General features: G+C 68.9%; 20 protein-coding genes and 1 pseudogene. 10 read left to right on the plus strand and 11 right to left on the minus strand.

Features of this window, described 5'->3' with window-relative positions; genetic code table 11:
* Positions 1-99: 99 nt before the first annotated feature.
* The 5 genes and pseudogenes from AC0IZS_RS00530 (at position 100) to AC0IZS_RS00550 (ending at position 8,023) form a co-directional block, all read left to right on the plus strand.
* The gene (locus AC0IZS_RS00530) at positions 100-2,232 is read left to right on the plus strand and encodes a TonB-dependent receptor (RefSeq protein WP_471633863.1); all 2,133 of its coding nucleotides are present in this window, start codon (positions 100-102) and stop codon (positions 2,230-2,232) included.
* Between the two features lie 63 nt (positions 2,233-2,295).
* The gene (locus AC0IZS_RS00535; RefSeq protein WP_471633864.1) at positions 2,296-3,012 is read left to right on the plus strand and encodes a TonB-dependent receptor; all 717 of its coding nucleotides are present in this window, start codon (positions 2,296-2,298) and stop codon (positions 3,010-3,012) included.
* Positions 3,013-3,228: 216 nt separating this feature from the next.
* On the plus strand, positions 3,229-5,400 hold the full coding sequence (locus AC0IZS_RS00540; protein WP_471633865.1) for a TonB-dependent siderophore receptor: 2,172 nt from the start codon (positions 3,229-3,231) through the stop codon (positions 5,398-5,400).
* Positions 5,401-5,731: 331 nt separating this feature from the next.
* Positions 5,732-6,421, plus strand: a pseudogene (locus AC0IZS_RS00545) (MHYT domain-containing protein); the annotation flags it as partial.
* 36 nt (positions 6,422-6,457) lie between these two features.
* Positions 6,458-8,023 (plus strand): diguanylate cyclase domain-containing protein, encoded by a 1,566-nt coding sequence (locus tag AC0IZS_RS00550; RefSeq protein ID WP_471639448.1) that lies wholly within the window; start codon positions 6,458-6,460, stop codon positions 8,021-8,023.
* A 50-nt stretch (positions 8,024-8,073) separates the two neighbouring features.
* Here AC0IZS_RS00550 and AC0IZS_RS00555 read toward each other — a convergent pair whose 3' ends face one another.
* The 3 genes from AC0IZS_RS00555 to AC0IZS_RS00565 all read right to left on the minus strand — a co-directional run bounded on the left by AC0IZS_RS00555 (position 8,074) and on the right by AC0IZS_RS00565 (position 10,107).
* Complete coding sequence (locus AC0IZS_RS00555) at positions 8,074-8,751, minus strand: GNAT family N-acetyltransferase (RefSeq protein WP_471633866.1); 678 nt, start codon at positions 8,749-8,751, stop codon at positions 8,074-8,076.
* Positions 8,748-9,269, minus strand: coding sequence for a MarR family winged helix-turn-helix transcriptional regulator (locus AC0IZS_RS00560; RefSeq protein ID WP_471633867.1), 522 nt, complete (start codon positions 9,267-9,269; stop codon positions 8,748-8,750). Before AC0IZS_RS00560 ends, AC0IZS_RS00555 begins: the two co-directional genes overlap by 4 nt.
* 97 nt (positions 9,270-9,366) lie before the next feature.
* Positions 9,367-10,107 carry a LuxR family transcriptional regulator gene (locus AC0IZS_RS00565; protein ID WP_471633868.1) on the minus strand — a complete coding sequence of 247 codons (741 nt, stop codon included), beginning with the start codon at positions 10,105-10,107 and terminating at the stop codon, positions 9,367-9,369.
* A gap of 155 nt (positions 10,108-10,262) precedes the next feature.
* On the opposite strand from AC0IZS_RS00565, the gene AC0IZS_RS00570 reads away from it, so the two are divergent.
* Both AC0IZS_RS00570 and AC0IZS_RS00575 read left to right on the plus strand, forming a co-directional pair.
* Positions 10,263-11,387 (plus strand): sensor histidine kinase, encoded by a 1,125-nt coding sequence (locus AC0IZS_RS00570; protein ID WP_471633869.1) that lies wholly within the window; start codon positions 10,263-10,265, stop codon positions 11,385-11,387.
* The gene (locus tag AC0IZS_RS00575; protein ID WP_471633870.1) at positions 11,387-12,178 is read left to right on the plus strand and encodes a LytR/AlgR family response regulator transcription factor; all 792 of its coding nucleotides are present in this window, start codon (positions 11,387-11,389) and stop codon (positions 12,176-12,178) included. Before AC0IZS_RS00570 ends, AC0IZS_RS00575 begins: the two co-directional genes overlap by 1 nt.
* Positions 12,179-12,196: 18 nt before the next feature.
* Here the strand turns inward: AC0IZS_RS00575 and AC0IZS_RS00580 are convergent, their stop codons facing one another.
* The 6 genes from AC0IZS_RS00580 to AC0IZS_RS00605 form a co-directional block, all read right to left on the minus strand.
* Positions 12,197-12,853, minus strand: a complete 657-nt coding sequence (locus AC0IZS_RS00580; protein ID WP_471633871.1) for a hypothetical protein — start codon at positions 12,851-12,853, stop codon at positions 12,197-12,199.
* A 75-nt stretch (positions 12,854-12,928) separates the two neighbouring features.
* On the minus strand, positions 12,929-14,365 hold the full coding sequence (locus AC0IZS_RS00585) for an NAD-dependent succinate-semialdehyde dehydrogenase (RefSeq protein ID WP_471633872.1): 1,437 nt from the start codon (positions 14,363-14,365) through the stop codon (positions 12,929-12,931).
* Between the two features lie 154 nt (positions 14,366-14,519).
* The gene (locus tag AC0IZS_RS00590; RefSeq protein WP_471633873.1) at positions 14,520-16,004 is read right to left on the minus strand and encodes an efflux transporter outer membrane subunit; all 1,485 of its coding nucleotides are present in this window, start codon (positions 16,002-16,004) and stop codon (positions 14,520-14,522) included.
* 19 nt (positions 16,005-16,023) lie between these two features.
* Positions 16,024-19,257 carry an efflux RND transporter permease subunit gene (locus AC0IZS_RS00595; protein ID WP_471633874.1) on the minus strand — a complete coding sequence of 1,078 codons (3,234 nt, stop codon included), beginning with the start codon at positions 19,255-19,257 and terminating at the stop codon, positions 16,024-16,026.
* Positions 19,258-19,289: 32 nt separating this feature from the next.
* A complete protein-coding gene (locus tag AC0IZS_RS00600) occupies positions 19,290-20,534 on the minus strand; it encodes an efflux RND transporter periplasmic adaptor subunit (RefSeq protein ID WP_471633875.1) in 1,245 nt (414 codons plus the stop codon).
* Between the two features lie 441 nt (positions 20,535-20,975).
* Positions 20,976-21,857, minus strand: a complete 882-nt coding sequence (locus AC0IZS_RS00605) for an alpha/beta hydrolase (RefSeq protein ID WP_471633876.1) — start codon at positions 21,855-21,857, stop codon at positions 20,976-20,978.
* Positions 21,858-22,030: 173 nt separating this feature from the next.
* Between AC0IZS_RS00605 and AC0IZS_RS00610 the strand changes: the two genes are divergently transcribed.
* Positions 22,031-22,948, plus strand: a complete 918-nt coding sequence (locus AC0IZS_RS00610; RefSeq protein WP_471633877.1) for a LysR family transcriptional regulator — start codon at positions 22,031-22,033, stop codon at positions 22,946-22,948.
* Positions 22,949-22,984: 36 nt separating this feature from the next.
* Positions 22,985-23,287 carry a VF530 family protein gene (locus AC0IZS_RS00615; protein ID WP_471633878.1) on the plus strand — a complete coding sequence of 101 codons (303 nt, stop codon included), beginning with the start codon at positions 22,985-22,987 and terminating at the stop codon, positions 23,285-23,287.
* On the opposite strand, the gene AC0IZS_RS00620 is transcribed toward AC0IZS_RS00615, so the two are convergent.
* Positions 23,288-23,905 carry a DJ-1/PfpI family protein gene (locus AC0IZS_RS00620; RefSeq protein WP_471633879.1) on the minus strand — a complete coding sequence of 206 codons (618 nt, stop codon included), beginning with the start codon at positions 23,903-23,905 and terminating at the stop codon, positions 23,288-23,290.
* A 90-nt stretch (positions 23,906-23,995) separates the two neighbouring features.
* Between AC0IZS_RS00620 and AC0IZS_RS00625 the strand changes: the two genes are divergently transcribed.
* Positions 23,996-25,327 (plus strand): aminotransferase-like domain-containing protein, encoded by a 1,332-nt coding sequence (locus tag AC0IZS_RS00625; protein ID WP_471633880.1) that lies wholly within the window; start codon positions 23,996-23,998, stop codon positions 25,325-25,327.
* Here the strand turns inward: AC0IZS_RS00625 and AC0IZS_RS00630 are convergent.
* Positions 25,324-26,247, minus strand: coding sequence for a carbon-nitrogen hydrolase family protein (locus AC0IZS_RS00630; RefSeq protein ID WP_471633881.1), 924 nt, complete (start codon positions 26,245-26,247; stop codon positions 25,324-25,326). The genes AC0IZS_RS00625 and AC0IZS_RS00630 overlap by 4 nt on opposite strands.
* Positions 26,248-26,307 lie beyond the last annotated feature (60 nt).

A 26,307-nucleotide genomic window follows, 5' to 3' on the forward strand; every position in this document is an offset into this window, starting at 1 on the left:
GTGCAGACCAACGTGTCCTGCACAGGCAGCCAATTCTTTGTGATCCACGGCATGCGGCCACCAAGGGCCTGCCTGCCTTTTTCAAGAGATGACACTGCCATGCCCCGCACACTGACACCCTTGATGGCCGCGCTGCTCGGCCTGGCCGCCACGGCCCAGGCCCAGCAGGCCCTGCCCGAAGTCAAGATCCAGGAAACCGCCAGCGAACGCGATGGCGTTGCTGCGCAGGGCTACCGCCCCGCCCAGGTGCACCAGCTTGGCCCCCTGGCCGATCTTCCGCTGCTGGACACGCCGTTCTCGGTCCACGTGACCACCAGCGAGCTGCTGCAGAACCTGCAGGCCAGCAAACCCGACGATGCCTTTCGCTACAACCCCGTGGTGCAGCTGCAGGGGCCGCAGTCGCGCTTTTTCACCAGCGTCGCCATGCGCGGCTTCAGCGTCGGGTCCACCAAGCGCATCGACGGCGTTCCCAGCACCACCACCTATGTGAACACGGACCTGGAGGACAAGGAGCGCATCGAGGTGCTGACCGGCCTGTCGGGCTTTCTCTATGGCAGCGGCAATGTGGGCGGCACCATCAACTACGTGCTCAAGCGCCCCGTCTACCAGCCGCTGGCGCGCGTGACCGCGGGCATCACCGAAGGCGGCAACCTGCGGGTGCACGGCGACTTCGGCGGTGCGCTGGACGCCGACGGCCGCCTGGCCTACCGCCTCAACGCGGTGGCGCAGGACGGCGACCTGCGGCTCGATGGCCAATCCCTGCGGCGCGCGCTGGTCAGCGGCGCGCTGGACTGGAACCTCAGTGACCGCCTGCAGCTCCAGTTCGACGCCTCGCGCAGCACCTACCACATGCAGGGCACCGAACCCTTTTGGGACGTGGACCCCGGGGCCGCGTTTCCCGCAGCACCCGACCTGCACCGCGCCTATGGCCAGCCCTTCACGCGCACCGACACCACGCAGACCCAATGGGGCGCGCGCATGACCTGGCGCGCCAGCGAGGCGCTGACCGTGCGCACCGGCCTCACGCAGCGCAAGAGCGACATCGACCTCATCGCGGCCAACAACCTCTTCGTCACGGGAACCCCTGGCCGCTACCGCGTGCAGGCCAGCGCCTGGGACTACCCCGACGTCAAGGCGCTGGGCGGCTTCGCGCTGGTGGACGGCAAGCTGCAGACCGGCAGCCTGCGCCACAAGCTCACTGCGGGCTGGTACGGAGACCACGACGAGCGCACCCCGTTCCTGAGTTCGGCGGGCGGCTGGGCCACGCTGACCTCCGCCCCGGTGGACATCGCCGCGCCCACGGCACTCACGGCCCCGCCCTTTGCCATCGCCGGCGCCAAGTACATCGCCCAGCGCTCGCGCTACGGCAACTGGGTGCTGGGCGACCACGTGGAGTTCAACGCGCAGTGGTCGGCCCTGGTCGGCCTCACGCACGCGAGCATCACGGACACCAGCTACAACGCGGCGGGCACCACCACGGCGCGCTACGGCGACAGCCGCACCACGCCCTCGGTGGCGGTGCTGTTCAAGCCGCTGGAGCACATCACGCTCTATGCCAACTACATGGAGAGCCTGGAAAAGGGCGGCACGGCACCGCTGACCGCCGGAGGGCGCGCCGTGGTCAACGCGGGCGCCATCCTGCCGCCCCTGCTGTCCAAGCAGGCCGAACTGGGGGTCAAGGCCGAGCTGGGCCGCATGCTGCTGACCGGGGCCCTGTTCCAGATCGGCAAGGGCCTGCAGTACACCGACACCACCACCCACCCTGCCGCGCCGGTGTACGTGCAGGATGGCCGCCAGGTGCACAAGGGCGTCGAGTTCACCGCCAGCGGCCGCGCTTTGCCCGGGCTCACGCTATGGGGCGGCGTCACCCTGCTGGACGCCCAGGTGACCCGGCAGACCGCCACGCCGGCCCTGCAGGGCAAGACCCCTGCCAACGTCGCCGAAGTCCAGGCCAAGCTCTACGCCGAACAGGACATCGCCGCCGTGCCCGGCCTGGCGCTCACGGGCGCTGTGCTCTACACCGGCAAGCAGCAGCGCGACGCCCTCAACACCCAGCAGTTGCCTGCCTACACGCTGCTCGATGTGGGGCTGCGCTATGCCACCAAGGTGTCGGGCAAGCCCGTGGTCTGGCGCCTGTCGGTGGCCAACCTCACCGACCGGCAGTACTGGCTCAACGGCACCTACCTGGGCCGCCCACGCACGGCCTCCCTGTCCGCGCAAGTGGACTTGTAAAGTACAACGATAATCACCATCGTTCTCATTTACCTTCTCTTTCACTTCCAAAGGCCTTTCGCCATGACCTTCGCACTTCGCACCGCCGCCACCCTCGCCCTGCTGGCCGCCGCCGCCACCGCCGCCAATGCCCACCAGGTCTGGCTTGAAAATGCCGGTGGCCAGGCCCGCCTGCACTTCGGCGAGTTCAATGACAACCTGCGCGAGACCTCCCCCGGCTCGCTCGACAAGTTCAAGGGCGTGCCCGTGCTCGAACAGCGCGCCGGCACCAGCAGCCAGAAGGTCGAAGGCAAGCTCACCAAGGACGCGTTTGCCTACACCGTGACCGGCAACGCCGACACGCTGTTCGCTGCTGCCACCTACCCGCTGATCGACCGCAGCAAGCGCAACCTGCCCGCCATGTACTGGCAGCCCTCGGCCCGCTGGGTCGCCAGCCTGGCCCAGCCCGTGGCGCCTGGCCAGGCGCTGGACCTGGTGCCCACCGGCAAGCCGGGCCAGCTCAAGGTCGTGTTCAACGGCAAGCCGCTGCCCAAGGCCAAGGTGCAACTGGTCTCGCCCGCCGGCTGGAGCCGCGAAGCCCAATCCGCCGACGACGGCACCGTGGAGTTCCTGACCCCCTGGAAGGGCCAGTACGTGGCCGAAGTGCACCACACCGACAAGACGCCCGGCGAAGCCCAGGGCGAGAAGTATGGTGAGGCCAGCTACGTCACCACGCTGAGCTTCGTGCAGGCCGAAGGCGCTGTCTCGCCACCGCTGCCACCCGCACCCGAAAAGCACTGACAACCCGCGCCCGAAGGGGCGCCAACCCCCAACCCAGGCGGCTGCAGGGCCATCGAGCCTGGTGGGGGTTTCCAGGGCGTCCGGACCTGCAACCGGCCCTTTTCCTTCGCCAGCCACTGCCACCGGAGCCTTCACGGCGCCGGCCGCGCACCGCCACACCCCAGCCAACCCGCCTTCGCTGCCGCATGGCCGCAGGCTGCACCACCCTTGAAGACCATGCCATCCCATTGCCCCGCGCGACCTGCGCGCACTGCCGTTGCACACGCCGCGTTCCTGATGGTCTGCAGCGCCTGTGCACAGGCCCAGACCGCCACGCCCCCCGCCGCTGAAGCCACCCTCGCCCCCGTGACCGTGCAATCCGGCGCAGAGCGGGAGAACCCCACGGCGCCGGTCTCCGGCTTCGTGGCCAAGCGCGCCCTGAGCGCTACCAAGACCGACACGCCGCTGCTCGAAACGCCGCAGGCCATCAGCGTGGTGACGCGCGACCAGATGGAGGCCCAGGGCGTGCAGACGCTGCGCCAGGTCACGGCCTACACGGCAGGCGCGGTCTCCAACTACTTCGACAGCCGCGTGGACAGCTTCAGCGCGCGCGGCGCCAATGTGTCCCAGTACCAGGACGGCCTGCTGCGCACCTACGGCACCTACAACAGCAGCCGGCCCGATCCGTACACGCTGGAGCGCGTGGAGTTTTTGCGCGGCCCGACCTCTGTGCTGTATGGCCAGGGCAGCGTGGGCGGTGTGCTGAATCTCACGAGCAAGCGCCCCCAGGCCGAGACTGCACGCGAAGTGCAGGTGCAGGTGGGCAGCCATGCGCGCAAGCAGATCGCCGCCGACCTGACCGGCGCGCTCGATGCCAATGGCCAGTGGCTGTACCGCCTGGTCGCCGTGGGCCGCGACAGCGATACCCAGGTCAACCACGTGGCCGATGACCGCACGGTGCTGGCGCCGTCACTGACCTGGCGCCCCAGCGCGGACACCTCGCTCACGCTGCAGGGCCTGTACCAAAAGGACAAGAGCGGATCGCTGATCGGCTTTTTCCCCTGGCAGGGCACGCAACTGCCCAGCCCCTATGGCCAGATCCCGCGCTCGACCTTCATCAGCGAGCCGGGCTGGGACGCCTTCAACACCGAGAACAGCTCCTGGGGCTACCTGTTCAGCCACCGCCTGAACGATGCCTGGACCGTGCGCCAGAACCTGCGCCGCACCGTGACCGAGGTGGACTACCGCACCATCTACACCAGCTTCGCCGCGAATGCCGCCACGGGCCGCCCCGCGCGCCCGGTGTTCAACAGCGACAACCGCAGCGTGGTGCGCGATGCCTCCTGGAACCTCAATACCGGCCGCATGCTGCTCATCGACACCCAGCTCGAGGGCAAGCTCAATGCGGGCGCCACGCAGCACACGCTGCTGGCAGGCCTGGATGTGCAGCGCAACCACTCGGGCCAGTCGGCCTGGCGCGCACTGGCCCCGTCCATCGACGTCTACAACCCGGTGTACGGCAACTTCACGCCGCCTGCGGCCTCGGCCCTGGTGCGCCAGCCGGGCGTGGCGCAGCGCCAGCTCGGCTTCTACGCCCAGGACCAGATCACCTGGGGTCGATGGACGGCCACGCTGGGCCTGCGCCACGACAGCGCCAAGACCGACACCGAAGGCCGCCCCGCAGCCGCCGTGGACGACAAGGCCTGGACCAAGCGCGCCGGTGCCACCTACCAGATGGACGGCGGCTGGGCCCCGTACGTGGGTTACTCCGAGTCCTTCCAGCCGCTGGGCGGCGTGGACGTGTACGGTACGCCCTACAAGCCCACGCGCGGCAAGCAGTGGGAGGCCGGCGTGAAGTGGCAGCCGCCAGGCCAGGGCATCTCGGCCTTTGTTGCCGCCTACCAGTTGCGCGAGACCAACCGCAAGACCAATGACCCGGCCAACCCGCTCAACAGCCTGCAGATCGGCGAGGTCAAGGTCACCGGCCTGGAGGCCGAGATCACCGCCAGCCTGGCCAGCCACTGGGACGCCACCCTGGCCTATGGCTACACCGATGCGAAGATCTCGCGCAGCAACGCGGGCGACCAGGGCCTGCCCGTGGCCAGCGTGCCCAAGCACACGGCATCAGCCTGGCTGTCGCACCGCTTTGCCTCCGAAGGCCGCGGCGGCTGGACCGTGGGCGCCGGCGTGCGCTACACCGGCTCGCAGTGGAGCGGCACGTCCGCCATCACCACCCCCTCGGCCACGCTGGCCGATGCCCTGCTGGCCTACGACGCGGGCGACTGGCGCCTGGCCTTCAACGTGACCAACCTGGCCGACAAGGTGCACATCACCCAGTGCCTGGCGCGGGGCGACTGCTTCTACGGGCAGGGGCGCACCTACGCACTGACCTCGACCTACCGGTTCTGAGAGACTGAGAATCTTTCGTCCACGCCCGCCTTGCACGCCAAAACACCCCGGATCGTCGTTGCAAATGCTCGCCATAGCCCGAGCTATGGCTGTGCTTTGCGCCTAGATCCGAGGCGTTGTGGCGCGCACTTCGGACACGGCCAAAAAATTCCCAGCCTCTGAGGCACCGGTCCGGCCGCTGCTGCGGCGGCGGCGTGCAAAGCAAAGCTTTCAGCCGCCGCAGGGAACCGCTAGCATGGTTGTCCAAAGAGGATGTCCACGCGTTTCCCAGGGGAGGTGTCGATGAGTCTGCGCATGCCAGCCGCCCCGCGCAGGGGCCGGATCCCGGGCGCCCATGCAGGGTAGCTACGACCTGGTGCTGGTGCTGCTGTCGGTGGCGACGGCGGTGGTGGCATCGTTCGTGGCGCTGGACATGGCCTCGCGGGTGGCAGCGGCCATCGGCAACGCGCGCCGCGCACTGCTGTGGCTGGGGTGCGGCGCACTGGCCATGGGGACCGGCATCTGGTCCATGCATTTCGTGGGCATGCTCGCCTTTTCGCTGCCGGTGCCATTGGCCTACGAGGTCGGCGCCACGCTGGCCTCCTGGCTGGTCGCCGTGCTGTCCTCCGCACTGGCCCTGCACACGGTCAGCCAGCCACACCTGGGCTGGCAACGCCTGCTGGGCGCGGGCACGCTCATGGGCGTGGGTATCGCCGCCATGCACTACCTGGGCATGGAGGCGATGCAGATGCGCCCGCGCATCGCCTACGACCCCTGGCTGTTTGGCCTCTCGGTGCTCGTCGCCATCGCTGCCTCGAGCGCTGCGCTGCTGATCTGCTTTCGCCTGCGCCACGAAACCGTGCTGACGGGCTTTCGCAAGAAGACGGCCAGCGCCCTCGTCATGGGTGCCGCCATCGCTGGCATGCACTACACGGGCATGGCGGCCGCCAACTTCGCCCCCGGCAGCGTCTGCGGTGTGGGGCCGAACGGCATCGGTGGCAGTTGGCTGGGCTTCATCATCAGCGGGCTGGTGGCGCTGTTCCTGCTCACAACGCTGCTGATCTCGGTCTATGGCGCCATGCCACCGACCATCCGCTCGCGCCTGGTATTCCTGGTGATGGCAGCCAGCCTGCCTGTGTCCCTGATGGCCGTGGTGGTCATGGTCTACGACTACCAGCGCCTGCGCGAGCAGCAAGCCAGGGCGCTCGTGGTCACGGCCCGCGCCATCATTGCCACCGTGGACAAGGACCTCGCCGGTGTCGAGTCGGGCCTTCGGGTGCTGTCCACGTCCCGATCGCTGCTGGACGGCAACCTGCCCGCCTTCCAGCTGCAGGCCGAAGACGCGCTGGGCCACCTGCATGTGGCGGCCCTCGTGCTGGAGGACGGCCATGGCAGCGTGCTGATGGACACCCGCCTGCCACCGGGCGCCCACTCCACGACCCCATCGCACGGCCCCCGCCCAGCCTCTTCCGCCTTTTCGAAAGCGGCCTTTCTGCAAACCCGTTTCGAGAAGGAGACCACCGTCACGATCGCGGTGCCCGTGGCGCCAGGGAACGCCGGCAAGACCGCTGCATCGGACCAGTGGCTGAGGGCCAGCCTGTGGCCCGAACGGCTGACCCAGTTGCTGAACAACCAGCACCTGGCCAGGGACTGGATCGTCTCCATCTACGACGCCGAGGGGACCATCGTCGCGCGCAGCCACGAGATGCGGCGCTTTGTCGGGGCCAAGGGCGCCCCGCGACTACTGCAGCGCCTGGCCCAGGTGGACGAGGACTCGGTGGATGCCGTGACCCTGGAAGGCATCCCCGTGCTCTCGGCCTTCAGCCGCTCACCCGCCACGGGCTGGGCGGTCTCCATTGGCATTCCAAGCAGCAGCCTGAGCACCCCGCTGCTGAGCACGGTCGCGTGGCTGATGGCAGGCCTGGTGCTGATGCTGACCGCCAGCCTGCTCCTGGCCTGGCGCATCGGCGGCAGCATCGCCAACGCCATGCAGGCCCTGACCGGACCGGCATTGGCGCTGGGTTCGGGCGCCCCCATCGTGGTGCCGCCCCTGGGCCTGACGGAGGCCGACAAGGTCGGCCATGCACTGCGCCAGGCCGCGCACCTGCTGGACACGGCGAAGCACGAGGCCCACCATGACATGCTGACCGGCCTGGCCAACCGGTCGCTGTTCCGGCAGATCGTGCAGCAGCAACTGGCGCAGGCCCACCGCAGCGGGGGCAACGTCTCCATCCTGTTCGTCGATCTCGATGGCTTCAAGGCCATCAACGACGCCCACGGCCACGCGGTGGGCGATGCCCTGCTGCAGCAGGCGGCCCAGCGCCTGCTGCTGGGGGTGCGCGGCGGTGACCTGGTCGCACGGCTGGGGGGCGACGAATTCGCCGTGGCACTGGTCCAGCCGGGCCTGCGGGGCACGGCCAAGGTGGCCGGCATGCTGGTGGAAAGCCTGGCATCCCCGTTCCTGATCGAGGGCCTGGTGCTGCAGATCTCCGCCAGCATCGGCGGTGCCAGCTACGGCCCGCATGCCGCCACCGACCTGGCCAGCTGCGAGGCCCTGCTGCAGCAGGCCGACAACGCCATGTACCGTGCCAAGGAGGCGGGGAAACGGCGCTTCGTCATGGCCGAGCCACTGGGCACGGGCTGAGCGCCGGCACGGCACCGACAAGCCCGCCCGCGCTCCCGCGCTCCCGGAGACTAGCGCGCCAGCACCGCCACCTGCAGTTCCGTCCGGGTCTGGAAACCCAGGCTTTCATAGAGCGCGATGGCCGCGTGGTTACTGACCCAGGCATGCAGGAAGGCCTGGTCGCCACGCTGCTGGATGGCATGCGCTACCACGGACGACAGCCGGCGCGCCAGGCCCCGGCCGCGAAAGTCGGGGTGCGTGCAGACCCCGCTGACCTCCGTGGCACCCGCAAAGCGCATGCGCTCGCCGGCCATGGCGGCCAGCCGCCCCCCGATCCGCACGCCGACAAAGCGGCCCATGGTGTGCGTGCGCGGCAGGAATGGGCCAGGCTCGGTGAGTTGCGCCAGCGCCAGCATCTCGGGCGCATCCGCATCGCCAAGCACCACCACGGCCTCTTCGCCCGGCACGGGCGCGACGGCTTGCATGGCCAGCATCTGCACGCCCTGGGCACTGCGCACGAGCTGCAGGCCCGGCGGCACCTGGACGGGTGGCACCTGCGCCAGGAAGACGGATTCGCCCGCCCCCACCAGGTCGGCCAGCGCTGCGAGGCTGGCGCTGTCATCATCACGCGCGGACGCGAACAGGTTCACATCGCGCCGGTAGCGCCGGGCGAGGCCTGTGCCTTCGGTGAGCTGCGGCGCGTGGAGCAGCGAGGCCCACACAGGGCGGTCAAGAGGCTTGTTGTTCATGGGGATGCCTTTTCTTGCGGCCCTTGCGGCCTGGGGGTGAGAGACGCCGCCGCACGCTGCAGCAGCGAGGTGTTTTCGAGGCCTGCTTCCAGGGCAGCGAGCTGCTCCAGCAAAGGCCCCTGCAGGGGCGCGCAGATCTGCGCGACGGAGGCTTCGATCACCGGCCAGACATCGCGCTTGGCACGCGCGACCAGTGCCTGCCCTTCGCTGCTGAGCTGCACCTTGCGGATGCGCCGGTCCCCCTGCAGCGAACGGGACTCCACCAGCCCGCTGGCCTCCAGCCCGCGCAGCGAGCGCGTGACCACCGGCTGGCTGACGCCGACCGCCGCGCTCAGTTCGCCCACGCCCAGCGGGCCATGCCGGTCCAGCGCCGCCAGCAGCGGAAAGTGGGCCGCAGGCAGGTCGATGCCCTGCCGGGCCATGAGCGCCTGGGTCTGCGCCTGCAGCGACTCACCGATGCGCCGAAAGCGCGTGCCGAGGGTGAGGAATCCGAGCTCCTTGACCGTATCCTGGACCATGATTTTCCTTTGATATATATCATGATATGTATTTGGTCAGCGCCTGTCAAGAATCCTCTGTTGCTCGCCGGAACAGCGCGCGCCTGCAGGCACGTGATCAGAACGGACGCGGCTGGAGAAGGCCGAGCAGCAGGGCCCGCGCAATCGCATGCTGGCGGCTGAACACCCCCAGCTTCTGCGCGATGGTGTTGAGGTGGAAATTGGCCGTGCGCTCGGAGATGTGCAGCAGGCACGATATCTCCCACGAGGTCTTGCCGTCGGCGGCCCAGCGCAGTACCTGCTGTTCGCGCGGGCTCAGGGCCGGGCGCTGCAGCGGCATGGGCGCCAGGCGCCGCATGGCCTCGTGCACATACGAGGCCAAGAGGTGCGCGTGCGCCTGGGCCTGCGCAATGTCGGCACGGGCGCTGCGGCCCACGCGCGAGGTGGTGCCGCTCAATATGCCCACCTCGCCGTGGGGCGTGTGCAGCGGCACGCTCAGGCCGGTGCACAGCCCGTGCCCGGCGGCCTCGTCCATGACCAGCCTGGCTTCGGGGCCAGGGGCATCCCCCGGCACCTGGTGCCACAGCACCGGCAGGATGTTGCGGCTGCAATAGCGGATGATGGGGTCGTGTGCATGGTAGTCGCGGGCCATGTAGTGGCGGGTCCATCCCTGCGGATAGCCATCCACCAGCAGCACGCTCGACTGCGCGAAGTGCTCCGGCACCCGCAGGGCATAGATGAAATGCTCGAATCCGAGCGCCTGCGCCAGCCGCTGCACCTGGGCATGCAGACTGGGCAGGTCGGGGCTGTGCAGCAGCTGGTCGAGCGATTCGCGAAAGGGCTGTAGCGTCAGATCCATTGGCGGAAAAGGGTGGAACGGGGATGGGCCAGAATCCATCCGGCTGGAACCGGGGCCTGCAAGGCCCCCATTCCAGAAATGGAGAGGACCCGGGAGAATTCTTGGCGAGACTCCCCCATCCGGAAATTCCAACGACTTCCCTGGCAGACGAAACCATGCACATTTCGACGAACGGACCCCAAGCTTCGACGAACGACACTGCCGACCTGTCCGGCGCTGCCGCCGCCAGCACCTGGTCCGGCCTGCGCCGCACGACATTGCAGCTGGCCGCGGTGTTCTGGAGCGCCGTGCTGCTCAGCGACAGCATCCTGTGGGGGATCGCAGGCGTCGACCCGCTCGAATCGTTCTCGGGCAAGCTGGTGCTCAACAGCTTCGGCGCCCTGCTCACCATCGGCATGTCGGCACTGCTGTTCCGGGTGCGCCGCCGCGGCATCCTGTTCAAGGCGGCCATGGCGTTTGCGCTGTCCCTGGCCTGTGCACCGCTGTACAGCCTGTTCGATTTCCAGGTCTACACCTTCTACGTGGCACCCGAAGTGCCTGAATTCAGCTGGCGCAACTTCGGCTACACCATGGTCTCGAGCATGGCGATGTTCTTCGGCTGGTCCTGCCTGTATGTGTCCATGGTCTATGCCTTCGAGGTGCGGGACCGCGAACGCAGCCTGGCCGCCGCGCGCGAGGAGGCCCTGCTCGCCCAGATGCGCGCCCTGCGCTACCAGGCGAACCCGCATTTCCTGTTCAACACCCTCAACTCCATCGCTGGCCTGGTCGAGGAAGGCGCCACCGCGCGCGCAGGCCGCATGCTGCTGTCGCTGTCGATGTTCCTGCGCACGACGCTGACCATCGACCCCCTGCAGGACGTCACGCTGGCCGAGGAACTGGTGCTGCAGGAGGACTACCTGGAGATCGAGCAGGAGCGCTTTTCCGACCGCATGGGCTTCGCCGTGGATGCCGCCGAGGAGGTGCGGCACGCGCTCGTGCCCAGCCTGATCCTGCAGCCGCTGATCGAGAATGCCGTCAAGCATGGCGTGGGCCAGTCCGCGGCGCACACCCAGATCACCATCCGCGCGCTGCGCCAGCAGGACGCTCTGCGGCTGGTGGTCGAGAACGATCTGCCGGCCGGCGGGTACCCGTCGGCGGGCACCGTGGTCGGCTTCGGCATCGGCCTGCGCAACGTGGCGGACCGCCTGCGCATGCGCTTCGGTGAGAGCGGCCGGTTCAGCGCCTACACCGATGGAGCGCGCTTTCGCGCCGAGATCGAACTGCCCTGGAGGACCGGGTGATGGCTCCCATCGACGTGCTGGTCGTGGACGACGAGCCGCTGGCACGCCGCCGGCTCATCCGCCACCTGCAGCGCCTGGACTGGGTCGGCGCGGTCGCGGAAGCGGCCACCGTGCAGCAGGCCCTTGCCAGGCTGGCGCAGTTCGACGCGCGCATCGTCCTGCTGGACATCCAGATGCCCGGCGGCAGCGGCTTCGACCTGGTACCCCGCCTGCCCGCCCCGGCACCCGCCATCGTCTTCGTGACCGCCTTCGACGACCAGGCCTGCCGCGCATTCGACGCCCATGCCATCGACTACGTGACCAAGCCCATCGACCCGGGGCGCCTGCACCTGGCCCTGGAGCGCGCGCGCCAGGCCGTGCTGTCGCAAGGCCGCCAGGATCGGATCGCGGAACTGGAGGAGATCATTGCCAGCCTGCGCAGCACAGCAGCCGCCGCCACGCACCGCAGTGCCGGCACCAGCGACCTGTGGGTGAAGTCGGGCCACAACTACCTGCGCATCCCGTGCAGCAGCATCACCCACATCCAGGCGGAGCGCGACTACGCGCGCATCCACGCTGACGGCAGGGACTACCTGCACAGCGAGAGCCTGTCCGACCTGGAGCGCAGCCTGCCAGGCGGCGAATTCATGCGCATCCACCGCAGCACGCTGGTCCGCCTGGGTGCGATCTCCCATGTGGCGGTCGGCCGGTACTCCTCACTGAGCGTCGTGTTCCCGGGGGGCCAGGCCGCCAAGGTCGGACGGACCTATGCGGCCGATGTCCGGGCACGGCTGATGCAGCCGACACCCTGAAGGGAGGGCATCCACCACCTACGCCAGCCCGTTGGGTACGGGATCCGTGGTGGCAGCACTCCTTGCAAACATGCGCGTGAAGCTCCGAAATTCCGACAGATCGCCCGGGGGCAGCGTGCGTGCCACGGCCTCAAAGCGCTCCAGCAAGCCCAGGGCCTCGGGATGGATTTGCGCCACCTGTTCCAGGTAGGCGATGGCAAACACCAGGTTCCGAAGCGCAGGCTTCTCGGGCTTGCGCTCCAGCTTTCGGATCAGGGGGGCGGACCAGGCCTTCACGGCCGGGTAGGCCCGCGGGTCGGCCACGGCCGCCAGGGCCCAGAGGACATAGCCCTTGAGCGTTCCCTTGCGCACCAGGCATTCGGTGAGCCAGTCCGTCGCGTCAGCCCCACACAGGCGTGCCACGGCCAGGACCGAGGTCGCCTTGACGTCCTGCACCGGAAAGTCGGCCAGTTCCTTGAGAACGGGAAGGACCTCGAAGGCGCCCAAGTCCGCCAGGCTGTGGCATGCCAGCGGCATGGCCGATTTGGGCTTGTGGTTGCGCAGCACGGCCAGGAGGCCCTGAACATCGTAGGCGATGCCCAGCCGGCGGAAATAGTCCCGGTCCTTGAGCATGTCCATGTCGCCCCGGACCAGGGCCGCGGCACAGGGGTGCAGCGCATCTGCAGCGGTTGGCATCTCCTACCTCACGAACAGGTGAAATGAAGCAGGCCCCCGGCATTGAGGGGCCTGCAGGCAACGATCAGATCGCCATCACACGTTCATGATCGAGACCAGGCGCGTGTTCAGGTGCGCCTCGACGGCCTCGGAGCCGCCTTCGGAGCCGTAGCCCGAGTCCTTCAAACCGCCGAATGGCAGCTCGGCCGCGGGAGCCGCCGCCTGGTTGATCCACAGCATGCCCACTTCCAGGCGCTGGGACAGCAGGTGCGCGTTCTTGAGCGAGCGCGTGAAGGCGTAGCCGGCCAGGCCGAAGGGCAGGCGGTTGGCCTCGGCAATGGCGTCCTCGATTTTCTCGAAACCGCGCACGGCGGCCACGGGGCCGAAGGGCTCTTCGTTGAAGATGCGGGCCGACAGCGGCACGTTGTCGAGTACGGTGGGCTGGAAGAAATTGCCTTCGCTGCCGATGCGCTCGCCGCCGGCGGCCAGTTGCGCGCCCTGCTGCACGGCGTCGGCCAGCAGGTCGGCCATGGCGGTGATGCGGCGCGGGTTGGCCAGCGGGCCCATCTGCGTGCCCTGGACCAGGCCGTCACCGACCTTCAGGCCCTTGGCATGGCCTGTGAGCGCGGCCACGAACTCGGCGCGGATGCTCTCATGCACCAGGAAACGCGTGGGCGAGATGCAGACCTGGCCCGCATTGCGGAACTTGGCGCCACCGGCGGCCTTGATGGCCAGGGCCACGTCGGCGTCCTCGGCGACGATCACGGGGGCGTGGCCACCGAGCTCCATGGTCACGCGCTTCATGTGCTTGCCGGCCAGGGCCGCGAGCTGCTTGCCCACCGGCGTGGAGCCGGTGAAGGTGACCTTGCGGATGATGGGGTGCGGGATCAGGTAGTTGGAGATCTCGGCCGGGTCGCCATAGACCAGGCCCACGGTGCCGGCGGGCACGCCGGCATCGGCGAACGCGCGGATCAGCTCGGCCGGGCTGGCCGGGGTCTCTTCAGGTGCCTTGACGAGGATGGAGCAGCCGGCCGACAGGGCGGCCGCGAGCTTGCGCACCACCTGGTTGATCGGGAAGTTCCAGGGCGTGAACGCCGCCACGGGGCCCACGGGGTCTTTGATGACCAGTTGCTGGGCCTTGAGGTTGCGCGACGGCACGATGCGGCCGTAGACGCGCAGGGATTCGTCGGCGAACCATTCGATGATGTCGGCAGACGCCATGGTCTCGACCTTGGCTTCGGCCAGGGGCTTGCCCTGCTCCTGCACCATGATGGCGGCAATCGCGTCCACGCGCTCGCGCATCAGCACGGCAGCGCGGCGCATGGTCTTGGCGCGGTCTGCCGCGGGGATGTCGCGCCAGGCCTCGAAGCCCTTCTGGGCGGCTTCGAGCGCACGGTCCAGGTCGGCCTTGCTGGCATGGGCCACGCGGCCGATTTCCTTGCCGGTGGCGGGGTTGTGCACGGCGATGGTCTTGCCGTCGGCGGCGTCCTGCCACTGGCCAGCGATGAAGAGACGGGTATCGGGATAACTCATGCGGATGCTCCTGATTAGCAAGGGGTGTGAAGGGGACGGCCACAAAACCAACCCATCGGTCGAGCGGCGACACCCGGCACTATAGGCCCCTTGCAACAGGCCGGGGCGGGCACCCCGGAATGTCCCTGTCAAGCCCGCCAGCGACAGTGATCGCTCAGCGGGCGGGCGCCTGCGCCAGGGCGGCGCCCTGGCCATCGCCCCAGCCGCCGCCCAAAGCGCGGATCAGGCCCACGGTGGCGGTGTACTGCGCGGTGCGCACCTGCAGGGCCTGGCGGCGGTTGCGCAGTTCGCTGCGGCGCGCGTCCAGCAGTTCAAGCTGGCTCACCAGGCCGTTGCGGTAGCGCGAGTCCGACAGCTGCGTGGCGCGCACGGCGGATTGGACGGCGCGGCTTTGCGCCTCGGACTGGCCGGCCAGCAGGCGCAGCGCGCTCAACTGGTCCTCCACCTCGCGAAAGGCGGTGAGCACCTGGCCGCGGTGGGCAGCCATGGCGGCTTCCAGCCGGGCGCGGGCGCCCTCTTCCTGCGCCTTGCGCTGGCCGCCGTCGAAGATCGGCAGCGACAGCAGCGCGCCGATGCCCCAGGAGCGGGCCGACCACTTGAACAGGTCACCGAGCTCGGGCGAGGCCTGGCCGGCATTGCCGGTGAGCGTGATGGCCGGGAACCAGGCTGCCTGGGCCACGCCCACGCGCGCCTGGGCTGCCAGCACCGAGGCCTGCGCGGCCGACACGTCGGGCCGGCGCGTGAGCACCGTGCCGGGCACACCGGCGGGTATCACCGGCAGGGCCGCATCGCTGCCCGCAGGTGCCACGGCAAAACCGGTGGCCACGTCGCCCACCAGCACCGCCAGGGCGTTGGACAGCAGCGCCTGCTGGCGCTCCAGGGCCAGGGCCTCGGACTCGGTGGCCGCCACCTCGGTCTGCACGCGCGCCACATCGAGCTCGGCCACGTCGCCGGCCTGGAAGCGCCGCTGCGTCAGGCGCAGCGTGTCGCGGTAGGCCGACAGGCTGCCCTGCAGCAGCACCTGTTCGGCCTGCACCGAGCGCAGCTGCAGGTAGGTCTGCGCCACGTCGGCCTGTACCAGCAACCGCGTGCTCTGCAGCAGCGCGTCGCGGGCCTGGGCATCGAGGCGCGCGGCATCGCTGGCCTTGGACAGGCGCCCGAACAGGTCGAGCTCGTACGAGACGTTGAGCCCCACCGAGGTGAGTGTGGACGCATCGGTGCTGCCCGTGGTGCCGGCACCGGCCTGGCGGCTGGCACCGGCCGATGCACCCACCTGCGGAGCGCGCGCCGCATCGGCCGAGCGCAGCAGCGAGCGCGCCTCGGCCAAGCGGGCCGCCGCCTCCTGGATGCTGGTGTTGCCGCTGGCAGCGCGCTCGACCAGGCTGCTGAGCACCGGGTCCTGGAAGCCCAGCCACCATTCGCCGCGCGGCTGCGCCTCGGCGGGGGCGGCAGTGGTCCAGGCGGGCGCGCCATCGGCCACGCTGAAGCTCGCGGGCACGGCCACACCGGCATGCTCGGGCTGCGGCGCGATGGGCGTGCCCATGCAGCCGGCCAGCACCAGGGCCGCGACCAGCGGCGCCAGGCGCGCCGCGCGCCGCACGGTCAGGGAAGGGTCGGAAAACATCGTATTGGCAATCATTGCAAAGGCTCCTTTGCGCTCATTCGTCATGGCCGCGCGGTGCAGCCAATATGGGGTGGGCCACGGCGCCAGGGCCGGAGGCATCCGTCAGTGGCGCGACATGGCTGCCGTGCTGCTGCAGGGGGCGGTTGCCCGCCAGGCGGCGCAGCACCACGTAGAACACGGGCGTGAGGAACAGGCCGAAGGCCGTCACCCCGATCATCCCGGCGAACACCGCCACGCCCATGGCGCTGCGCATTTCGGCGCCGGCACCGGTGGACAGCACCAGGGGCAGCACACCCATCACGAAGGCCAGCGAGGTCATCAGGATGGGGCGCAGCCGCAGGCGACTGGCCTCGATGGCGGCCTGCACGGGTGTGCGCCCGGCAAACTCCAGCTCGCGGGCGAACTCCACGATCAGGATCGCGTTCTTCGCCGATAGCCCCACCAGCACGATGAGCCCGATCTGCGTGAACACGTTGTTGTCCCCGTTGCTGAGCCACACGCCCGTCATCGCGGCCAAGAGGCCCATGGGCACGATCAGGATGATGGCGATCGGCAGGGTCAGGCTTTCGTACTGCGCGGCCAGCACCAGGAACACCAGCAGGATGGCGATGGGGAACACCAGCACGGCGGAATTGCCGGCCAGGATTTCCTGGTAGGTCAGCTCGGTCCACTCGAAGCCGATGCCCTTGGGCAGCGTTTCGGCGGCAATGCGCTCGATGGCGTCCTGCGCCTGGCCCGACGAGAAGCCGGGCGCAGGCTGGCCGTTCACGTCGGCGGCCAGGAAGCCGTTGTAGCGCATGGCGCGCTCGGGGCCGAAGCTCGGCTCAAGCTTCATCAGCGCCGACAGCGGCACCATCTCACCCGTGGTGGAGCGCACCTTGAGCAGACCCACGTCGTCGCTGCGGGCACGGAAGGCCGCATCGGCCTGCACGCGCACGCTGTAGGTACGGCCGAACTGGTTGAAGTCGTTGGCGTACAGGCTGCCCAGGTAGATCTGCAGCGTCTCGAAGATGTCCGTCACGGGCACGCCGAGCTGGCGCGCCTTGGTGCGGTCGATGTTCGCGTACAGCTGCGGCACGTTGACCTGCCAGCTCGTGAACAGGCCGGCCAGCTCGGGCGTCTGGTAGGCCTTGGCCATGAAGGCCTTCACGGCCGAATCCATGGCCTCGTAGCCCAGCGACGCACGGTCCTCGATCTGCAGCTTGAAGCCGCCCGTGGTACCGAGGCCTGCCACCGGTGGCGGCGGGAACATGGCGATGAAAGCTTCCTGGATCGCGCCGAACGACTGGTTCAGTTGGCCGGCCACGGCGCCACCGCTCTGGTCGGCACGCGTGCGCTCGGCAAAGGGCTTGAGCGTGGCGAAGACGATGCCGGAGTTCGAGCTGTTGGTGAAGCCATTGATCGACAGGCCGGGGAAGGCGATGGCGTCCTCCACGTTCGGGTTCTTCTTCATGATGTCGCCCATGCGGCGGATCACGTCCTCGGTGCGGTCCAGCGTGGCGCCGTCGGGCAGTTGCGCAAAGCCGATCAGGTACTGCTTGTCCTGTGCGGGCACGAAGCCGCTGGGGACCAGCTTGAACAGGCCGAAGGTCACGCCCACCAGCGCCAGGTAGACCACCAGCATCAGCGCCTTGCGGCCGATGACGCGCTTGACCCCGCCGCTGTAGGCCTCGGATCCGCGGTGGAACACGCGGTTGAAGCCGCGGAACACACCGCCCAGCACCTTGTCCATGCCGCGCGTGAGCGCATCCTTGGGCTCATGGTGGCCCTTGAGCAGCAGCGCGCTGAGCGCGGGCGACAGGGTCAGCGAGTTGATGGCCGAGATCACCGTGGAGATCGCGATGGTGACCGCGAACTGGCGGTAGAACTGGCCCGTGAGCCCGCTGATGAAGGCCAGCGGCACGAACACCGCCACCAGCACCAGCGCAATGGCGATGATGGGACCGGAGACCTCGCGCATGGCGCGGTAGGTGGCCTCGCGCGGCGTCAGCCCGGCCTCGATGTTGCGCTCCACGTTCTCCACCACCACGATGGCGTCGTCCACCACGATGCCGATGGCCAGCACCAGGCCGAACAGGCTCAAGGCGTTGATCGAAAAGCCCAGCAGGTGCAGCACGGCGAAGGTGCCCACCACCGACACCGGCACGGCCAGCAGCGGGATGATGGAGGCGCGCCAGGTCTGCAGGAACAGGATCACCACCACCACCACCAGCGCGATGGCTTCGAGCAGGGTCTGGATCACGGACTTGATGGAGGCGCGCACGAACTGCGTCGGGTCGTAGGCGATGCGGAACTCGACACCCTCGGGCATGTTCTTCTGCAGCTCGTCCATGGTCTTGCGCACATTGGCCGAGATGTCCAGGGCATTGGAGCCCGGGGCCTGGAACACGCCCATGCCGACGGCCGGGTCGTTGTTGAGCAGCGAGCGCAGCGAATAGTCCGCCGCGCCCAGCTCCAGGCGGGCGATGTCGCGCAGGCGCGTCACCGCACCATCGGCACCGGTCTTGACGATGATGTCGCCGAAGTCGTCCTCGGTCTGCAGGCGGCCCTGGGCGTTGATGGACAGTTGCAGGTCCACGCCGGGCAGGCCGGGCGATGCGCCGACCACGCCGGCGGCGGCCTGCACGTTCTGGCCGCGGATGGCGGACACCACGTCGCTGGCCGAGAGGCCGCGCTGCGCCACCTTCTGGGGGTCGAGCCAGACGCGCATGGAGTAGTCGCCACCGCCGAAGATCTGCACCTGGCCCACGCCCTGGATGCGGGCAAGCCGGTCCTTGACGTTGAGCACGGCGTAGTTGCGCAGGTAATCGATGTCATAGCGGCCGTTGGGCGAGACCATGTGCACGACCATGGTCAGGTCGGGCGCGCTCTTGACCGTGGTGACACCCAGGCGGCGCACTTCCTCGGGCAGGCGCGGCTCGGCCTGCGAGACGCGGTTCTGCACCAGTTGCTGGGCCTTGTCGGGGTCGGTACCCAGGGCAAAGGTCACGGTCAGCGTCATCACGCCGTCGGTCGTGGCCTGGCTGCCCATGTAGAGCATGCCTTCCACGCCGTTGATGGATTCCTCCAGCGGCGTGGCCACGGTTTCGGCGATGACCTTGGGGTTGGCGCCCGGGTACTGGGCGCGCACCACCACCGAGGGCGGGGCCACCTCGGGGTACTCGGAGATCGGCAGGCTGCGCAGCGCGATCAGCCCCCCGAGGAAGATGAGCACCGACAGCACCCCGGCGAAGATGGGGCGGTCGATGAAGAAGCGGGATAGATTCATGGCGATGGTCTTTCAGCAGGCGCTCGGTGCCCTTATGCGGCAGGCGACTTGGCGGCGCGGGCTTCCTTGCGGTCGGCAGCAGGGATTTCGGCCTTGGCGGTCATGGGGACGGACTGCGGGGCGACGACGGCGCCGGGGCGCACGCGCTGCAGGCCGTTGACGATGATGGTCTCGCCGGCCTTCAGGCCCGAGGTGACCACGCGCAGGCCTTCGATGGGCGCACCCAGCGTGACCTCGCGGTACTCGGCCTTGTTGCCCTCGCCCACCACCAGCACGAACTTCTTGTTCTGGTCCGTGCCCACGGCGCGCTCGTTGATCAGGATGGCCTGCGAGCTGCGCGCCTGGCCCATGCGGATGCGCGCGAACTGGCCGGGGATGAGGTCGCCATCGGCGTTGTCGAACACGGCGCGCACGCGCACCGTGCCGCTTTTCGCATCGACCTGGTTGTCGATGAGCTGCAGCTTGCCCGCGTGGGGTGTGCCGCCCGAGGTGCCGGTGCCCATCTGCACGGGGATGCGCTCGATCAGGGTGCGGGCACTGGTGCCGGACTTGAGGTCCTGCAGGGCCTTGACCACGATCTGCTCGTCGGAATCGAAGCTCGCGTAGATCGGGCTCACCGAGACCAGCGTGGTCAGCACCGGCGCACCGGCGCCCGAGGCCACCAGGTTGCCCACGGTGACTTCGATGCGGCCCACGCGGCCCGCCACGGGGGCACGCACCTGGGTGTAGCCGAGGTTCAGGCGCGCGGCCTGCAGGGCGGCCTGCGCGGCACGCAGGTTGGCATCGGCCTCGCGCTGGGCGTTCTGGCGTTCGTCGTGCTCGCGCTGGGCAATGGCGCTTTCCTGCAGCAGGCGCGTGGCGCGCTCCAGTTCGCTGCGGGTGTAGGAGACGCGGGCCTGCGCTGCGGCGACCTGCGCCTCGGCGCGGTCCACCTCGGCAGCGTACGGGGCCGGGTCCACGGTGATCAGCAGGTCGCCCTGCTTGACCAGAGAGCCTTCACGGAAGTGAACGGCCTGCACCGCGCCCGCCACGCGCGGGCGGATGTCCACGCGCTGCACGGCTTCGAGCCGGCCCGAGAACTCGTCCCACAGGGAAATGTCCTGCTGCAGCACGGCGGCCACGGAGACAGGCACGGCCTGGGGTTGCGCCGCGCCGGCAGTGGCCTGTGCGGAAGGAGACTGGAACACCAGCACGGACGAAGCCACCACGGCGGTGACGGCGGTGGCCAGCGTGGCCAGGCCCAGAGGGCGCTTGGGGAAGGGAAGATGGAAGTTCATGGTGACTTTCAGTGGCGGGGCAGTTCTCGTGGAACAGGTCCCGCAGCGGTTTTCAAGATCGGGTGGAATGGATGCAAACGAAGTCTGGGCAATGACACGGTGGCAAGGTCAACACCGGCGGCGTGCGGTGGCGGCCTGGGTGTCGGCAGTGGCAGTGCTCCCGGGTGCAGCCGCCTGCAGGTGGATAACGTTCATGTGTGATTCCTCCGTGTCATTGAAATGGGCAAAAAACAGATCAGCAAAAAATGCGGGCAACAGCCGGTCCGTACCGCTCGCAGACGGCACCTGCACTGGCTCCTGGCCAGTCATGGGCAAAGCTTCTCCCCTCCGGCGCCAATGGCCGGAAATTGCGGGGTGAGCCTTGCTCGGTTGTTGTGGGTGGCGGGAGTATCGAACCTCAACTTAAGTTGAGGTCAACCACATCCTACAAACCCTGGGGTCTCAGGTGGGGGCCGGACATCGGGTGTCCTCGAAAAACTGCCGGATCTGCACTAGCGCGCCTTCGGCGCAGGGGCATTCGCGCAGCCCCGACTCCAGGGCTTCGGGCATCTCACCGGCTTTGGGAAACACATGGCGCCGCACCAGCAGGCCAGCGGACTCAAGACGCGCGGCATAGGCCAGCGCCTCATCGTGCATGGGGTCGGTGTCGCCCACCATCACCAGCGTGGATGGCAGGCCCGCCAGGCGGTGCGCGGTGGCGGGCACGGCGTAGGGGTGTTCGGCGTCGCGCGGGCAGCGCAGGAAGTTGCGCCAGCCCTCGGTCCACTTGCAGCCGGTGGCATCGCCCGTGGCTTCGCGCACCGAGGCCGTGCCCACGCAGGGGTCGAGCATGGGGGACAGCAAGATCTGCCCGGCCAGCGGCGGGTGCGACTGGTCGCGTGCCATCACCGAGACGGCGGCCGCCAGGTTGCCCCCGGCCTCTTCGCCGGCCAGGTAGATCTGCGCGCCCTGCCCGCCGAGCTTGACGCGGTTGCGAAAGGCCCATTGCAGCACGCCGTAGCCGGTGTTGACCGGCTGGGGGAAGGGTGTGAGCGGGTAGGCCACCGACACCACCACGGCGCCGGCGCGTTCGAGCAGGTCGGCCACGGTGCAGCCGGTATCCAGGTCACCCGTGGTGAACGCACCACCGTGGAAATGCACCACCAGCGGCGAAGGCTTGCCGGGCAGCTTGCGGCCGTAGACGCGCACCGCCACCTCTTCGCCCTTGGCCACCTCAATGGTGGCGTCGGTGCGCTGGGGGGCGCCCACTGCGGCGCCAGGGGCCTTGGAGGAGGCTCCGGCACGGCTAGGCGACGATGTGGGAGACGAGCGATCGGGCTGCATGGCATGGACCCATTGGATTGACGATGGATGAAATGTAGTACCTTGCGACTTTCGGATAAACAGGCCAAACACCACTGCACTGTTTCCAAAAGCTCAACAATCCCGCGCAGGCCGCGTGTGAGAATTACCCTGCACCCACTGGTGGGTGCAAGTACAAAGTACAAGGAGAGCCCATGGACCAGATACAGGCCATGCGCATATTCGTGCGGGTGGTGGAGGCCGGCACGTTCACCAGGGCGGCGGATTCGCTTTCGCTGCCCAAGGCCACGGTGACCAAGCACGTGCAGGCGCTGGAAGAGCGCCTGCGCGTGAAACTGCTCAACCGCACCACGCGCCGCGTCACCGTGACGGCAGACGGCGCCGCCTACTACGAGCGCACCATTCGCCTGCTCACCGACCTCGATGACATCGAGGCGAGCATGACCAACGCCCGCTCCAACCCGCGCGGGCGCCTGCGCGTGGACGTGGGCACCTCGATGGCGCAGTTGCTCATCCTGCCCAACCTGGCCGAGTTCCATGCGCGCTACCCCGACATCCAGGTGGACCTGGGCGTGAGCGACCGCATGGTGGACCTGATCAGCGACAACGTGGACTGCGTGATCCGCGGCGGCGAGTTGACCGACCAGTCGCTGGTGGCGCGGCGCATCGGCAACCTGGAGTTCATCACCGTGGCCTCGCCCGAGTACCTGGAACGCCACGGCACACCCACGCACCCGCTGGAAATCGAAGAAAAACACTCGATCGTGGTCTATTTCTCGCCCCAGAGCGGACGCCACTACCCGCTGGAGTTCCGCAAGGGCGAGGAATCCGTGGACATCACCGGCCCCTACCAGGTCAGCGTGAACGAAACCAATGCCTATGTGACGGCGGTGGTGTCGGGCCTGGGCATCGGGCAGATCACCAGCTTCCAGGCCACGCGCCACTTCGAGAACGGCACGCTGGTGCGCCTGCTGCCCGAATGGACGCAGGCGCTCCTGCCGATCTATGTGGTCTACCCGCCCAACCGCCACCTGAGCGCCAAGGTGCGTGCCTTCGTGGACTGGACGGCCGAGCTGGTGCAACGCAACTCGCACCTGCAACGGACGGCCTGAGCCGTTTCGCGCCATGCCCCAAGGTATGCTTGGGGGATGAGCGACGTCCCCGACACCCCGACGCCCGAACCAGGGCCCCCGCCAGAAGCCACGCCCGCCAAGCCGGTCCAGCCGCACAACCCGCTGCACGGCGTGACGCTGGAGGCCATGGTGGTGGCCCTGGCCGACTACTTCGGCTGGGACGAGCTGGGCCAGCGCATCCCTGTGCGCTGCTTCCAGAGCGACCCGAGCGTGGGCTCGAGCCTCAAGTTCCTGCGCAAGACGCCCTGGGCGCGCGAGAAGGTCGAAAGCCTGTACCTGTTCATGCTGCGCGACCAGCGGCGCAACGCGCAGGAGTAGTCAAGCCGGCTCTGCCGCCGGCAGGTAGCGCTCGATATGGCCCATGGCGCGGGCCACGTACTCCTCTTTTTCGCCCACCGGGGCGAAGTAATGCAGTGCCGTGGCCGCCTCCTGCACACCCGCAAGGCGGGCAATCACCCACCCCGCCAGGTACGACGACGACAGGCACCCCCCGGCCGTGGCGACATTGCCATTGGCAAATATCGGCTGGTCGAGCACCGTGACACCCGCCGCCTGCACCCAGGGCCGGGTGGTCAGGTCCGTGCAGGCGGGCACGCCGTTGAGCAGGCCCAGCTTCGCCAGCACCAGGGCACCCGAGCATTGCGCGCCCAGCAACTGGCGGCTGGGGTCGAACTGCAACGCGCCCATCAGCGCGGCATCCTCCACCACCGCGCGGGTTTGGATGCCGCTGCCCACCAGCACGGCATCGGCACCTTGTGCCCAGGCCAGCGAGGCGTGGTGCGGCTCGACCACGATGCCGTTCATGGAGCGCACGCGCGGCGTGGGGCAGACCAGGGCCACCTCCCAGCCCGGGCGCTTGACCCGGCTGAGGATGCCCAGGGCGATCAGGGAGTCGAGTTCATTGAAGCCGTCGAAGGCCAGCAGGGCGATGCGCATGGAGGGGTTCCGTTGGGGGGATGGAGCCGCCATCGTAGGCAAAGCACTTAGTACAATCAAAGAATTGTCATAGATACGCTTGGGTTTGCCATGGGTCTCATCCGGTACAAGCAGGTGGTTGATGCACTGGCGGCCGATATCCGCACGGGCCGGCTGCGGCCCGCCACCCGGCTGCCCACGCACCGTGAACTGGCCGCCAGACACGGCCTGGCGCTGGGCACCGCGAGCCGGGTGTATGCGGAGCTGGAGGCCATCGGCCTGGTGGTGGGCGAGACCGGGCGCGGCACCTTCGTGCGCGACCCCTCGTACCCGCGGCCGGGGGCCGACCTCACCGCGCCACAGGCCAGCGCCATCGACCTGTCGTTCAACAACCCCAGCGTGCCCGGCCAGACCGAGCAGTTGCGCGAGGCCCTGCGCCAGCTGGCGGCATCGGGCGACCTGGAGTCGCTGCTGCACTACCAGCCCTATGGCGGGCGCCTGCACGAGCGCGCCATCGTGGCACGGCACCTGCAATCGAGGCTGCTCAAGGTCACTGGCGAGCAGGTCCTCATCGTCAACGGCGCGCAGCACGGCATGGCCATCGCCGCGCTGGGCCTGCTCAATCCCGGCGACATCGTGGCGGTGGATGCCCTCACCTACCCCGGCTTTCGCGTGCTGGCCGAGCGCCTGCGGCTGGACCTGGCACCGGTGCCCATCGGCCCCGAGGGCACCGACCTGGACGCCCTGCAGCGCCTGTGCCACGCGCGGCCCGTGCGCGCCATCTACACCATGCCCACCTTGCACAACCCGCTGGGCTGCGTGATGCCGGCGCGCGCACGCGGGCGGCTGGCCATGATTGCGCGCCAGCACGACCTGCTGGTGATCGAGGATGCGCCCTACGCCTACCTGGCAGGCGACGCCCTGGTGCCCATCGCCGCGCTCGCACCGGAACGCACGGTGTACGTGTCCAGCCTGTCCAAGAATGTGGCCACCGGCCTGCGCTTCGGTTTTGTCGCGGCGGCGCCGGCGCTGATCCCGGCCCTGGAGCGCGCGATCCGCGCCACCTCGTGGAACACGGCCGGCGTACTCACGGCCATGGCCTGCGCCTGGATCGAGGACGGCACCGTGGCCCGGCTGGAGGCCGAGAAGCGCACCGACACCGCCCGGCGCCAGGCCCTGGTGACCCGCACGCTGCGGGGCCTGCCGCTGGTGCGCCACCCGCACTCGTACTTCGTGTGGCTGCCGCTCGGCGATGACCAGCGCGCCGACCGCATCGCGGCCACGCTGCTGCGGCGCGGCGTGACCGTCTCCACCGCCGAAGCCTTCGCCACCACGACCCACGTGCCCCAGGCGCTGCGCGTGGCGCTCGGGTCGGTTCCGCTGGAGGACCTGCCCCATGCCCTCGCGCTGGTGCGGCAGGCCGTGGAGCAGGATTCTTCCTAGTCAGTGAAAGCGACGGTCTGGCGTGCGCGCCGGTCCACCTGCAGGCTGAAGATGTCGGGCCGCGCGTAGTGGCCCACCACGTCGAAGTCGTAACGCGCCCGCACCAGCTCGTCGGTGTCAATCTGCGCGGTGAGCAGGCCGGTGGTGTTCTGCAGCGGGCCGGCGAGCACGTCGCCCAGCGGGCCCACGATGACACTGTTGCCACGGATCAGCGGGCGGTCGGCATCCCAGCCGGGCGCATCGATGCCCAGCGCGCGCGGCGAGGGCTGCACCTGGCAGGCGCTGATGACGAAGCAGCGCCCCTCGTGCGCGATGTGGCGCATCGAGCATTGCCAGATGTCGCGCTCGTCCACGGTGGGCGCGCACCAGATCTGCACGCCCTGCGCATACATCGCAGTGCGCAGCAGGGGCATGTGGTTCTCCCAGCAGATCACGCCGCCCACGCGGCCGGCGGCCGACTCCACCACCGGCAGTGTGGAGCCGTCGCCCTGGCCCCAGATCAGGCGCTCGGTGCCCGTGGGCATGAGCTTGCGGTGCTTGGCCACCAGGCCCTTTTCGGGGTCGAAGTACAGCGCCGTGCAGTACAGCGTGCTGCCGGCGCGCTCGATCACGCCGAGCACCAGCATGGCGCCGGTGCGCTGCGCCAGGCTGGCCAGGGCCTCGGTCTCGGGCCCGGGCACATCGATGGCGCTGGCGTAGTAGCGCGCGTAGGCCTCGCGCCCCTCGGGCAGGCGGTAGCCCAGGCGGGTGCCGAAGATCTCGCCCTTGGGGTAGCCGCCCAGCAGCGCCTCGGGCATGACGACGAGGCGGGCGCCCGAGGCCTTGATCTCGCCCTCGAAAGCGAGCACGTTGGCCAGGGTCTGGGCAGTGCCCTCGGGGGAGGAGCCGATCTGCAGGGCGGCGACGGTGGAAAGGGTCATGGCGTGGGTTCCTGGGAATGGAAGACAAGCGCAGTGTTGCCAAAGCCCTAAGATGAATCA

The sequence above is a fragment of the Acidovorax sp. AC410 genome, from assembly GCF_979253235.1.

What these genes read in the sequence shown, in the direction of transcription:
- AC0IZS_RS00610 (WP_471633877.1), top strand. Translation starts at nt 22,031, where the DNA reads ATGGACCAGATACAGGCCATGCGCATATTCGTGCGGGTGGTGGAGGCC.
- AC0IZS_RS00565 (WP_471633868.1), bottom strand. Translation starts at nt 10,107, where the DNA reads ATGGATCTGACGCTACAGCCCTTTCGCGAATCGCTCGACCAGCTGCTG.
- AC0IZS_RS00570 (WP_471633869.1), top strand. Translation starts at nt 10,263, where the DNA reads ATGCACATTTCGACGAACGGACCCCAAGCTTCGACGAACGACACTGCC.
- AC0IZS_RS00625 (WP_471633880.1), top strand. Translation starts at nt 23,996, where the DNA reads ATGGGTCTCATCCGGTACAAGCAGGTGGTTGATGCACTGGCGGCCGAT.
- AC0IZS_RS00620 (WP_471633879.1), bottom strand. Translation starts at nt 23,905, where the DNA reads ATGCGCATCGCCCTGCTGGCCTTCGACGGCTTCAATGAACTCGACTCC.
- AC0IZS_RS00530 (WP_471633863.1), top strand. Translation starts at nt 100, where the DNA reads ATGCCCCGCACACTGACACCCTTGATGGCCGCGCTGCTCGGCCTGGCC.
- AC0IZS_RS00560 (WP_471633867.1), bottom strand. Translation starts at nt 9,269, where the DNA reads ATGGTCCAGGATACGGTCAAGGAGCTCGGATTCCTCACCCTCGGCACG.
- AC0IZS_RS00615 (WP_471633878.1), top strand. Translation starts at nt 22,985, where the DNA reads ATGAGCGACGTCCCCGACACCCCGACGCCCGAACCAGGGCCCCCGCCA.
- AC0IZS_RS00585 (WP_471633872.1), bottom strand. Translation starts at nt 14,365, where the DNA reads ATGAGTTATCCCGATACCCGTCTCTTCATCGCTGGCCAGTGGCAGGAC.
- AC0IZS_RS00605 (WP_471633876.1), bottom strand. Translation starts at nt 21,857, where the DNA reads ATGCAGCCCGATCGCTCGTCTCCCACATCGTCGCCTAGCCGTGCCGGA.
- AC0IZS_RS00595 (WP_471633874.1), bottom strand. Translation starts at nt 19,257, where the DNA reads ATGAATCTATCCCGCTTCTTCATCGACCGCCCCATCTTCGCCGGGGTG.
- AC0IZS_RS00600 (WP_471633875.1), bottom strand. Translation starts at nt 20,534, where the DNA reads ATGAACTTCCATCTTCCCTTCCCCAAGCGCCCTCTGGGCCTGGCCACG.
- AC0IZS_RS00540 (WP_471633865.1), top strand. Translation starts at nt 3,229, where the DNA reads ATGCCATCCCATTGCCCCGCGCGACCTGCGCGCACTGCCGTTGCACAC.
- AC0IZS_RS00575 (WP_471633870.1), top strand. Translation starts at nt 11,387, where the DNA reads ATGGCTCCCATCGACGTGCTGGTCGTGGACGACGAGCCGCTGGCACGC.
- AC0IZS_RS00550 (WP_471639448.1), top strand. Translation starts at nt 6,458, where the DNA reads ATGCCACCGACCATCCGCTCGCGCCTGGTATTCCTGGTGATGGCAGCC.
- AC0IZS_RS00630 (WP_471633881.1), bottom strand. Translation starts at nt 26,247, where the DNA reads ATGACCCTTTCCACCGTCGCCGCCCTGCAGATCGGCTCCTCCCCCGAG.
- AC0IZS_RS00590 (WP_471633873.1), bottom strand. Translation starts at nt 16,004, where the DNA reads ATGATTGCCAATACGATGTTTTCCGACCCTTCCCTGACCGTGCGGCGC.
- AC0IZS_RS00535 (WP_471633864.1), top strand. Translation starts at nt 2,296, where the DNA reads ATGACCTTCGCACTTCGCACCGCCGCCACCCTCGCCCTGCTGGCCGCC.
- AC0IZS_RS00555 (WP_471633866.1), bottom strand. Translation starts at nt 8,751, where the DNA reads ATGAACAACAAGCCTCTTGACCGCCCTGTGTGGGCCTCGCTGCTCCAC.
- AC0IZS_RS00580 (WP_471633871.1), bottom strand. Translation starts at nt 12,853, where the DNA reads ATGCCAACCGCTGCAGATGCGCTGCACCCCTGTGCCGCGGCCCTGGTC.